The organism is Candidatus Aquicultor sp., assembly GCF_054640775.1.
Window position 1 is genome coordinate 1,123 of record NZ_JBTSLF010000085.1, and the last position, 10,868, is coordinate 11,990.

The 10,868-nt window shown below is 51.8% G+C and carries 11 protein-coding genes and 1 pseudogene; all 12 read right to left on the bottom strand.

Annotated elements, in window-relative coordinates:
• Positions 1-149 precede the first annotated feature (149 nt).
• Complete coding sequence (locus tag ACYC56_RS08250; RefSeq protein WP_461373704.1) at positions 150-446, bottom strand: hypothetical protein; 297 nt, start codon at positions 444-446, stop codon at positions 150-152.
• Between the two features lie 83 nt (positions 447-529).
• On the bottom strand, positions 530-784 hold the full coding sequence (locus ACYC56_RS08255) for a hypothetical protein (protein ID WP_461373705.1): 255 nt from the start codon (positions 782-784) through the stop codon (positions 530-532).
• 72 nt (positions 785-856) lie between these two features.
• Entirely contained in the window at positions 857-1,027 is a 171-nt protein-coding gene (locus ACYC56_RS08260; protein WP_461373706.1) for a hypothetical protein, read from the bottom strand.
• Between the two features lie 360 nt (positions 1,028-1,387).
• Positions 1,388-2,116 (bottom strand): S1 family peptidase, encoded by a 729-nt coding sequence (locus ACYC56_RS08265; protein WP_461373707.1) that lies wholly within the window; start codon positions 2,114-2,116, stop codon positions 1,388-1,390.
• 662 nt (positions 2,117-2,778) lie between these two features.
• Positions 2,779-3,681 (bottom strand): annotated as a pseudogene (locus tag ACYC56_RS08270) (PSP1 domain-containing protein); the annotation flags it as partial.
• A gap of 84 nt (positions 3,682-3,765) precedes the next feature.
• Positions 3,766-4,950: a DNA polymerase III subunit delta' gene (gene holB, locus ACYC56_RS08275; RefSeq protein WP_461373708.1), complete on the bottom strand. Its 1,185-nt coding sequence runs from the start codon at positions 4,948-4,950 to the stop codon at positions 3,766-3,768.
• A 14-nt stretch (positions 4,951-4,964) separates the two neighbouring features.
• Positions 4,965-5,624: a dTMP kinase gene (tmk, locus tag ACYC56_RS08280; protein ID WP_461373709.1), complete on the bottom strand. Its 660-nt coding sequence runs from the start codon at positions 5,622-5,624 to the stop codon at positions 4,965-4,967.
• Positions 5,625-5,663: 39 nt separating this feature from the next.
• On the bottom strand, positions 5,664-6,506 hold the full coding sequence (locus tag ACYC56_RS08285; RefSeq protein WP_461373710.1) for a PIG-L deacetylase family protein: 843 nt from the start codon (positions 6,504-6,506) through the stop codon (positions 5,664-5,666).
• A 32-nt stretch (positions 6,507-6,538) separates the two neighbouring features.
• Positions 6,539-7,117, bottom strand: a complete 579-nt coding sequence (locus tag ACYC56_RS08290) for a FumA C-terminus/TtdB family hydratase beta subunit (RefSeq protein ID WP_461373712.1) — start codon at positions 7,115-7,117, stop codon at positions 6,539-6,541.
• Positions 7,118-7,270: 153 nt separating this feature from the next.
• Complete coding sequence (locus ACYC56_RS08295; protein WP_461373713.1) at positions 7,271-8,110, bottom strand: fumarate hydratase; 840 nt, start codon at positions 8,108-8,110, stop codon at positions 7,271-7,273.
• A 5-nt stretch (positions 8,111-8,115) separates the two neighbouring features.
• Positions 8,116-9,099, bottom strand: coding sequence for a malate dehydrogenase (mdh, locus tag ACYC56_RS08300; RefSeq protein ID WP_461373714.1), 984 nt, complete (start codon positions 9,097-9,099; stop codon positions 8,116-8,118).
• 171 nt (positions 9,100-9,270) lie between these two features.
• A partial coding sequence (locus tag ACYC56_RS08305; RefSeq protein ID WP_461373715.1) for a DNA topoisomerase I occupies positions 9,271-10,868 on the bottom strand: 1,598 nt, incomplete at its 5' end.

Here is a 10,868-nt window from a genome sequence, read left to right on the forward strand (position 1 = left end):
ATTCTTTAGCTATGTAATCGATTAAGTGCTCTTCAACAGCATTCTTGCCAAGCTCTTTAATTGGTATTTCTGTAACTGTTGGAGGTGATTCGTAGGTTTCTTGGTCCCAAGCCTTCATTATTTTCGTAAGCTCTTCTCTGACGCTAGCATCAAAGTTTTTTTTGCAAAGCTTGTGCCATATTATTCATTTCTTGCACCATATTCACTAATTTTTGCTTGGCCACAGTAGCCTCAACAGTGTCGGTCTTTGCCTTCATTAGAACCCGACCCAGCAAGCATCTAGTTGTATTAAGATTATAATTATTAAATCTAAAAACGAACTGACTTATCACCACGACGGGCATCCCAATTAAGAGTGCTATATCGAGACTTCGACTTTTATTAACGTCAATTCCTGTCAATAAAATAAACGTTGTTGCCGACACACCAATGCCCATGATGTTCATGATATCGGCTTCGAGCGTTTTCTGGTTCTTGGCTCTCTCTGTTCATAAGCTAACTTCAATCATATTACGCCATTACTATTCACTTATGACTTAGTTTTACGATTTCTGTACCGATTGCGTATACTCGCCGGTAAGTGTTCTGGCAATAATTCTAGTTCTCTAAGCTTATTGAAATATACTTGGTTGGCACTGTAATACTCTTCCGCAACCCGGTTAAGATCCTCGTCACTAGCCGAATCGTAGTTAGCGAAATACTTCTTGCCTATCTCGTGAACTCTCTCCCACAATTCGAGCAGCTCGCTAAGTTCTTCGGGTTTCAGATCATCAATCTTTGCCACAATAGACCCCCTGAATAATCGTTCATGTTACAACCCTTAGTATAAGCCATCAATACGAACTTGTCTTTAAGGTCATTCGACGTCTTGGCTTTTCTGATCATGGAGCCTCACCAATGAGCAATCCATCTCACTTTTGGTTGTCGGCACAGTAACTGTTGATAGCATGTCTGCCTTGTAGAGCTTAACCAAAGCGGTCGCATCCCGCTTGTCCGTCTTTACTTTGTCGGATTTGGCTTTTGGCACCGTAGAGGGCGCAATTACGTTGCAGGCGTATCCCCACGTGTCTAGTTTTCGCCATAGGACATAACCACAGCTTGAAGCCTCATAGCATGCTTTGACTGTACCGTTCTTTGATGCTTTCTTGAAAAACTTGCGGATCTTTTCATCGCGGTGACCTGAGCCCAAAAACAGTAAAACTCACATCTAGAAAAAGTCAGTTAGTTTGACCCTCATTTGTCTAGGCTCATCAAGCCGTAACAATACCCCATAACATAGGAAAAAATAAGAAAAAGCCCTTGTGAAAACCATAATCACAAGGGCTTTGGTGCTGTCGAGATGTGAGGATGCGAACATCCGCATCCCAACCTAATCTACAAGTTTGCACTACTCACAATCAATATCGTAAGCGTACTCCAAGGATTTAAATACTTCGGCAATCTCACGGGGCATTATTCTATTTTCGTACAAGAGGTTCAAAAGGGGTTCAATGGATATCGCAGAGGCAAATCCTGTCTCTGCATCTTTATTATTCTCAACCAGCGATTCGGTTAAAACTCCCAGCAAAAATCCATACTCGCTAATCACCGGACCACCGCTAAAACCCCCTCTGGGGATGGTGGATATTATAAAATGCGGATGAGGCACATTATATTTATCGATAATAGCGTTCACTTCTCCTTCAACCGCAACTAATTGAGCCCCTACGAACGGGATTATCGGATACCCAAACACCATGACCTTCGATAACACTAGTTCATCGTCCAGCCAGTCATCCAAATGACCACCTAACAGTATGCATTCAACTTTTTCTCTAATTCTCTTGCCGACGATTATTACTCCTTTGTTCATATAATAATCTAGCGAGAAATCTGTTTCCATCACCGCTAAATCTATCCTAGAATCGCTCGGATAAAAGATATTTTTGATATTAACGTTTTGATTTCCAAAACCGCCTACGACTTCTTCAATCTCATGACGCTCAACAACATGCCTTGCGGTTACTATATAGCCACCACCGATATGAAAACCAGCGCCGTTTGATAGATTACCCTCATGGGTCTTTATTGTTATACGAACCATGCAAACCTTATATTTTTGGTAATCCTCTGTCATGCTACTCATGCTAAACCCTCGCTTTAGCCGCCCTCTTATATGACTAGAAAAACTAGTTTATCACGTGGACGAGTTGCTCTCCAATTCTATAGTATTCACAGTCGCCAAAATACTTGTGACCAAATTGTGACCAAACTACCAATATATGTAAAAAAGGGAGGGCTTTCACCCTCCCTACCTGGTCGTTTTAATCCTGTGCCCAATCTGACCAACAGCTTACGAGTGAGCTGCTCTACCTGCTGAGCTACAGTGGCAATCTTTAGTTTTTGCGGTTTTAAGCCGCATAACAAACACTGTGACCTTATATTAATACCAAAATTTCGGCGTTTTGTGAAGAGGGCCGGAGGGCTAGACCAAGCCAACCGCCCGTAATCCCAATAAATCGCCTAATCGCTATCCCCATTCTTCGACGGGATGCCGTCATCGATCTCGTCGACTTTTGGCTTATCGCCGTTGCCGCCTACATCGGCTATTACTTCCTCATCATCTAAAGCTTCTTCATCCCCCGTTACATCTTCGTCCATAACGACCGCTTCGTCACCTACAACCTCGGTAACTTCCTTAACGTCATCAACCCCATCATCTTCCACAGCCCCAACACTTCCAGCATTCCCAACAATCCCCTCGTCCTCAACAACGCCCTTATTTTCCACAACGCCTTTCTCGTCCGCGCCTCTGTCTTCGGGGATATCGACGCTGTCTTCCATCTCGATTTTGGGTTTGCTGCCGTTACCGCAGCAGGAGTCGGATTTGCAGGGGGCTTTGCATTTGCAGCCGAGGGCGTCGGCCAGGGGCATTTCGATACGTTTGCCGGATTCGAGTTCGGCGATTACGGTTTCTTTCGGGACGTTGAACTCGACGATTCGGGCGGTGCCGAATTCGGTGGTGAGTTTGGTGCCTCGTTTGGGGGCGCGCTTCTTGAAGTCCTGGTAGGCCTCGTATTCATATTTTAGGCAGCACATTAAACGGCCGCAGATGCCGGATATCTTTAATGGATTAAGCGGCAAATCTTGCTCTTTGGCCATGCGGATCGAGACGGGTTCGAAATCGCCCAAAAAGACGGTGCAGCAGAGGCGCTGGCCGCAGGGGCCGAGGCCGCCGACCATTTTGGCTTCGTCGCGCACGCCGATTTGGCGAAGTTCGATTCGGGTTCTGAACACCGAGGCGAGGTCTTTGACCAGGTCGCGGAAATCGACCCTGCCCTCGGAGGTGAAGTAGAAGATGATCTTGCTGCCGTCGAACACGTACTCGACCTCGATGAGCTTCATCGGAAGCCGGTGTTTGGCGATCTTCTCATCCGCTACCTGGAATGCTTCTTTTTCCTTTTGCTTGTTTTTAGCGAGCGTGCTCTTATCCTCGTCGCTCGCCCGCCGCATGACTTTCTTCAGCGGGCTGGTGATCTCTGCGTCGGGGACTTCTGTAGGTGAGGACACTACCTCGCCGAATTCCATCCCGCGCGATGTCTTGACGACGACTTTCTCGCCGCTCTTTAAATCTATCCCATCCGGGTCAAAGTAGTAGACTTTGCCGGCTCTCTTAAATACGACTCCAACAACTATCGGCATGCCTGCCAAAACCTCCTGCTCATTCGTAAAAGCCAGTGCTACCAGAGCACCGCTGAATTATCAAACTTTGCGCTCCACTGCATACTACGGGACGAAATACGGATTCGCCTGCACCGCGAGCACGTCGTGGATTCTAAACAACATCTCTTCAAATGCTAATTGCATATTAACATTAAAACGAGAATACTGCCTCGTTTCTTCGATTATTTGCAGGCACCGGTTCATATCCTCGCTGCTAAAAAGGTCGACGTGCTCCTTCACCGCCAGGAGATGGTCCTGGTTGTTCAGGAGATCTTCCCTGCCGGTTTCTTTCAGCAGGATAATATCGCGAAACCACGAGGTCAATATGGTCAAGACATCCTCAAACCCCTGGTGCTCCTCTTTGCCCAGCTCGCGCTTTTGCCGTTGCTCGATGCGCTTGATGGTGCGCACGGGGGCGTCCTTTGCATCGTACTGCTCTTTCAACTCGGCGATTTCCTTTTTATTGGCGGCTTTTAGCTCGTCAAGGGGCTTTTTGATTTCGCGGATAAGCTCCTCGGCGATAAAGCTCAAGCGCGCGAGGTCGGCCCGGTCGGCGCTCTGTGCAATACCGAGGACGGTTTTCCTGCGCTCCCTTTTGGATGGCGACGCAGCGAACGAAACCGCCGCACCCAGGATTCCGCCGCTTAGTCTCGTTGCGAGAGCCGCCTCATCGTAGCCCAGGCTATACCTGTTGACCAGGAATGATATCATCTCTTGCGCCGGAATCGGCCTGAACTGAACCTGCCGGCAGCGCGAGATAATGGTGGGCAGCACCGCCTCGGGATTGGATGACACCAGGACGAACACGACGTCGACCGGCGGCTCTTCGAGTGTCTTTAGCAGAGCGTTTGCGGCTTCGGGGGTGAAACGGTCGGCTTCGTCGATGACGATGACCTTGATTTTTCCCTCGTAGTTTTTAAGCGAGACGGATTGGATGAGCTGCTCGATTTGCTCGATGAGGATGAAGTTGCCCTCGGGCTCGATCAAAAAGATGTCCGGGTGTATCTCGCGCATGATTTTGCCGCAGGATACACAGCGCCCGCAGCCGTCCTCCTGGCAGTTGAGGGCCGCAGCCATGACTTTTGCGGTCGTCCACTTGCCGACGCCGCGCGGGCCGGCGAAGAGCCAGGCGTGGCTGCCCTCCTCGGAGCGGAGCGCACGCAGGATTTTATCTATCGCATCGCTCTGACCGATGATGCTCGACCAGAGAAAACTACTGTCTGCAGGATTGTTCATAGGATCACTCATAGGCAAAAATTATATCACAGGAGTGGTTCTACTGCTTGGATGATGAGCATGTGGATCTCTTCGATGGAGACCCGGCCGTCGATAACCTTCCAGCGCTGAGGCTCGTGCTGGGCAAGCTCCAGGAACCCCTTCTCAACACGCTCGTGAAACTCGACGTCTTCGCGCTCGATTCGATCCGTGACGATTTTGGTCGCCCGTTCCAGACCGGTCTCAACGGGTACGGTTAGTAAAATCGTCAGGTTGGGCATGATGCCTTCGGTGGCCTGCTCGTTCGCTTTCAGGATGTAGTCGAGCGGCAGTCCCCTGCCATAGTGCTGGTAGGCGATTGTCGAGTCGAGGTAGCGATCTGAGACCACGATGCTCCCGCGCCCGAGGCCAGGCTTAATCGATTCCGCAACGTGCTGCGCCCTGTCGGCGGCGTAAAGTAGAACTTCGGTGCGGTAGTCCATCTCGGTAAAATCGGGGTTAAGCAGAACCTCCCGGATGGCCTCGCCGATGGGTGTGCCGCCCGGTTCACGGGTCATGGTTACCTCATATCCCTTTGAATTCAAGTAAGTGGCGAGAAGCATCATCTGGGTGCTTTTGCCGCTTCCTTCGATCCCTTCAAAGGTTATAAAAAGACCTTTGCCTTTCTTGTCTTTATTGGCTTTTGTGCCGTTTGTGTCTTGAGTCACTGTGCTCGTCCCCTCTGTAAGTGTGGGCGTACCCGCTTATTATGGGTTCTGCTTTGGCAATTGCCCGTTGCTCGTCTCGCGTAGTTTGCCCAGGTCGATTACACGATATCCTTCTGCATAGCGGACGCCGATTCGCTTACCCGTGGCCGAATCCCAGGCATCATGCATGGCGTTCATCATCCGGTGCTTGTAGGTGAATTCCGTGAACATGAACAAGATTTCCATCTTGCGCTTAAATGTGTCGCTTGTATCGATAACGATATTCGGGTCGGCCGCCCTGAAATAGTAGAGCCCTTTGATTGCGTCGTCCCGTATCGCAACGGCGGTGCCGACTTGGCCTGCGGCGTTGTGATCGGGATCATAGTAGCCGTTTCTTCTGCCAAACTCGAAGGTAAAGATGTCCGTTGCGCCAATCTCATCGGCGACCTGTTTGATCTTGGTATACGCTTCTTGGCTATACTTGAGGCTGCCGTCGGGGTAGTTGATGAAGAACACCTTGGTCAGGCCCTCGACTTTTGCGATTTTCAGCTGGTCGTCGTGGCGGGTTTTAACGATAGCCCGTGAATAGAAGCCGGGCATATAGCGCTCTTTGCCGCCATCGGTAAGAATGGCGAGATAGACCTTGTTACCGTTGTTCTTGATGAGTTTGGGGAGCGCGCCGCCGGACATAAACTCGAGGTCATCGGGATGCGCCGTTACAAACAGGATTGTGGCATCTTTCGGCATAGCATCGAGCCCTTTATATCGCGACGGCTCGGTTTTTATGTTCTGGTCGACAAATCTACCTCTTAGGATGGAGGGGCCGAGGATATAGAGCACGGTCCCGATAACAAAGACCACCGAGAACAGAATAAGGACTGCTTTAAGTAGTTTAACCGCCATGAATCCGCCTTCTCTGCGACTTCTAGCACCTTTTATGCTTGTTTATATGATCTCCGGTTTTGCTCATAAAAATCGCCGCCACGCGCATCGGCCGCAACGATTACCGGGAAGTTCTCGACTTCAAGTTTATAGACCGCCTCGGGACCGAGGTCGGAGTATGCGACAAGCTCAACGTGCTTGATATAGGATGAAAGAAGCGCCGCAACACCGCCGGTCGCCGCAAAATAGACGGCGTTATACTTGGTCAAAGCATCCTTGACGCCCTGGGACCGCGGGCCTTTGCCGATGACGCCCTTGAGGCCGTGCTCGAGAAGAAGCGGCGTAAAGGCATCCATCCGCGCACTGGTCGTCGGCCCGATCGATCCGCTCGCTTTACCAGGTGGTGTGGGAGCAGGGCCCGCATAAAATATGATCTGCCCAGCAAGCTCAAACGGCAATGCCTCACCCTTCTCGATTGCAGCCACAATCCGCTTATGCGCCTGATCGCGCGCCGTATACAATGTCCCCGAAATCTCGACTTTATCGCCGATCTTAAGGGATGATATTATTTCATCTGTTAACGGTGTTTCAATCTGAATCGTCATTTCAACTTCCCTTTTACTGCTTGTCATTCTGAACGAAGTGAAGAATCTAGGTCGCACCCACAGATTTCTGTCACTGAGTATGTCTAAGCTTAGACCCTCCTGCATAAGAAAAAGGTTTCTGCACCCAAGATTCTTCAGTCGCTTTGCTCCTTCAGAATGACATCTAGTGTATCCTACGTGCTAAATAATAGCCTCGGCCTGGCGTGCCGCGATGCAGTTGAATGCGATTGCCGCCGGTAGGCACGCGATGTGCGTCGGCATCGTCTCTATTTTTACACCGAGCGCCGTGACATTTCCACCTAAGCCCGCGGGGCCGATGCCGAGGTTGTTGATCTCGGTGAGAAGTTCGTCCTCAAATACGGCCAGTTGCGGATCGGGGTTTTTATCGGAAAGCGGTCTCAGCAGTGCTTTTTTTGCGAGCAGACCGACCTTATCGAAGCTTCCGCCGACCCCGACGCCCACTATGACCGGTGGGCACGATTTGGCGGCGTTCTCGGCCATCTCGAGGACAAAACGCTTTACCGCATCGGCATCTTTTGAAACGGGAAGCATCCTCAAACGCGAAGCGTTCTCAGTGCCGCCGCCTTTCGGCATGACGATGATTTTAATTTTATCGCCCGCTACCAGGTCGATATTGATGAATGCGGGGGTATTGTCGCCGGTGTTTTCCCTACCCAAAATGGGGCGAGCCACGATCGACTTGCGCAAGAAACCTTCCACGTAAGCCTGCCGCACGCCCTCGTTTATGGCCTCAGCGATATCGCCCTTAAGCCAGACATCCTGCCCAACCTGCAGAAAAACCGAAACGTAGCCGGTATCCTGGCAGATGGGAAGCTTCTCTTTTATCGCAAGCTCTGCGTTTTGCAGGACCTGCTCGAGCACCTCTTTCCCAGTCGGGGAGGTCTCAACGGCAAGGCTCGCCCTGACGGCTTCAAGCACGTCGGGGCGAAGCTCGGTATTCGCTTTTAGACAGAGGTCTTTAACGACTCTGGTCAATTCTGCTGCGGGGATCTCTCGCAAGCCGGTTATCCTCCAATTATCTCTTGCACATCGTCAAGAGAGCTTTTCGCTGAGGCTGCGGACTCAAGAAGCTCCTCGCGTTCCTGATCCGTTAACGGGATATCGACGATTTCCTCGACGCCGTTTGCGCCCAGTCGCGCGGGAAGCCCGACGTAGTAGCCATCGATACCGTACTGGCCCTGCGCGTATACCGAGCTCGGCACTATCTCGTCCTTTTTGTCACTCTTCGAATCACTCTTCGAATCACTCTTCGAATCACTCTTCGAACTTACTATAACATCAACCATGTGCGCCGACGATGCGCCCGGTGCGTAAAACGCGCTGCCGGTCTTGAGATATGACACGATCTCGGCGCCGCCGTGCTTGGTCTTATCGATAACTTCGCGTATTTTCTCGTCGCTTAGAAGCTCGGTGAGAGGCTTACCGTTTACCCTGGTCAGGCTCACCACGGGCATCATGCTGTCGCCGTGCGCGCCGATGACCATGCCTTCAATGCTCGACATCGGTACATTGAGCGCCTGTGAGATAAAATATTTGTAGCGGGCGCTGTCGAGCGTACCGCTCATGCCGAAGACGCGGTTGGGTACATACCCGCTGATTTTCCAGGCGAGGTACGTCAGGATATCGACGGGGTTACTGACCACCAGGATAAGGGCTTCCGGCGCAGCGGCAACCACGTTCGAGATGACCGACTTCATGATAGCGGCATTCTTGCCGAGAAGGTCGGTCCTGCTCATCCCCGGTTGGCGCGCGAGCCCGGCGGTAATGACGACGATGTCCGAGCCCGCCGCAGTGCCATAATCGGTCGAGCCGGTGATCGTCTTGTCATACCCCTCGATCGCCCCGGCCTGCATCATATCGAGCGCTTTACCCTTTGCAAGCCCGTCGACGACATCGATGAGGGTGATGTCGGCCACATTGTTCTTAAGAAGCGTATACGCACAGGTAGCACCGACGTTACCCGCACCGATAACAGAAATTTTCGCCATTGAACCTCCAAATTAAGTCGTGGGTCGTGAGCTGTTGTTTTTAATGATGACCACATTATAGCAAAAAAGGGCCAGCCCTTGCCGCCCTAAACCGACGCAATAAAAAGGGTGGATTCAAAATCCACCCTATCTTGCTAGACCTTCACAATTCGAAATTCGAAATTCCTCCAACTATTCCGCCACGGCCTTTCGCTCTTCTACTTCTTCCGTTGCCTCGACTACCTTAGGAGCTTCTTCTTTCTTCTCCTTGCTCGGGCATTTCGGGTTGATGCAGAGTATCCACGGCCTGCCCTTGCCGGACATGACCTTTATCTTCGGGCTTCCACAGTCCGGGCACTTCTCACCCAGGGCGACGATCTCGCCGTATTGCGGAAGCGGGTACGAATTGCTGCATTCAGGATAATTCGTGCATCCCACGAAACGCTTGCGGCTCTTCTTGGCCCTGATGATCTTTAACGGCGAGCCGCACTTCGGGCATTCGCCGACGATTTTATCCTCACGGATGCCGGCGCGGATCTCCTCGCCAAGCTCGCCCTTCTTGCTGTTCAGTGCGAGCATGATATCGGCGAGCATCTGCCGTGACCTTTCGACGACCGCGCTCTGGCTTGTCGCGCCTTCGGCGATTGCGTCCATGTCCTGCTCAAGCTCGGCCGTCATCGCAGGTGTTGCGATGCGCTCGGCATATTTTAGAAGTGACTCCGCAACGGCCATTCCGGTCTCGGTCGGCTGAATCGGGTCGCTATGGACGTAGCCGCGGTCGTAGAGGTTCTTAATGATCTCATGCCGCGTGGCCTTTGTGCCCAGGCCCAGCTCCTCCATCTTCTGGATGAGTTTGCCCTGGCTGTAGCGCGCGGGCGGCTGCGTCTCTTTATCTTCCATGTCGATATTGATCAACGTGACGGTGTCGCCTTTCTGTGCGGCCGGCAACTCCTCGTCTTTTTTGCGACTGTACGGGTAATATTTCAACCAACCCTCATTAACGACCCTGCTGCCGCGTGCGAAGAACGGCTCTCCGTTCGTATCGATATCGATTCGCATGCTCTCAGATGTCGAGATCGGAGCAAGCGTCGCATAGAACCTGCGAACGACCAGCTCGTAGATCTTCCACTCCTGGGCATCGAGTTCGTCTTTCTTGGCCACGCCGGTCGGATGGATCGGCGGGTGGTCGGTTGCAAACTTTTTACCGCGCGTCGGCTTAAGCTCTTTTTGCTTCAAAAGTTCGGTTGCAAGCTTCCCTAGCTGGGGGCTGGCCATGAGCATCTCAAGCAATTCGCGCAGGTCAAGTGATTCGGGATAGACCGTGTTGTCCACCCTCGGATAGCTGATGAGACCCCGCATGTACAGACTTTCGGCAATCCTCATGGCGTTTGAAGTCGATATTCCGACGTTGGTCGCCGCGCTTAAAAACGCGGTTGTATTAAAAGGCGCCGGCGGTGCGCGCTCGCGCGGTGTTTTCGTCACCGAAGTGATCGTACCGGTCTTGGCGCCGCTTACGTTCTCGATTACCTTTTCAGCCTCGGCCTTTTCCCAGAACTTCTCGGTCTTATGGCTGGCCATAAACCGTGAGCCATCCTGGTCGTACATCGCCTTTATCTGCCAATACGGCTCGATGACGAACGCCTCGCGCTCTTTTTCCCTTTGAGCGATGAGGGCGAGCGTCGGGCTCTGGACGCGGCCGACCGAAAGGAACTGGTGCCCGAGTCGTTTGGAAGCAAGCGAAATAAACCGGGTGAGCGTGGCGCCCCAGATCAAATCGATATCCTGACGGG

Bases quoted from the DNA above. Each gene is read 5' to 3' on its own strand.
- ACYC56_RS08265 (WP_461373707.1), bottom strand. From the start codon at position 2,116: ATGACAGAGGATTACCAAAAATATAAGGTTTGCATGGTTCGTATAACA.
- ACYC56_RS08290 (WP_461373712.1), bottom strand. From the start codon at position 7,117: ATGACAAGCAGTAAAAGGGAAGTTGAAATGACGATTCAGATTGAAACA.
- ACYC56_RS08285 (WP_461373710.1), bottom strand. From the start codon at position 6,506: ATGGCGGTTAAACTACTTAAAGCAGTCCTTATTCTGTTCTCGGTGGTC.
- ACYC56_RS08250 (WP_461373704.1), bottom strand. From the start codon at position 446: ATGAACATCATGGGCATTGGTGTGTCGGCAACAACGTTTATTTTATTG.
- holB (WP_461373708.1), bottom strand. From the start codon at position 4,950: ATGAGTGATCCTATGAACAATCCTGCAGACAGTAGTTTTCTCTGGTCG.
- mdh (WP_461373714.1), bottom strand. From the start codon at position 9,099: ATGGCGAAAATTTCTGTTATCGGTGCGGGTAACGTCGGTGCTACCTGT.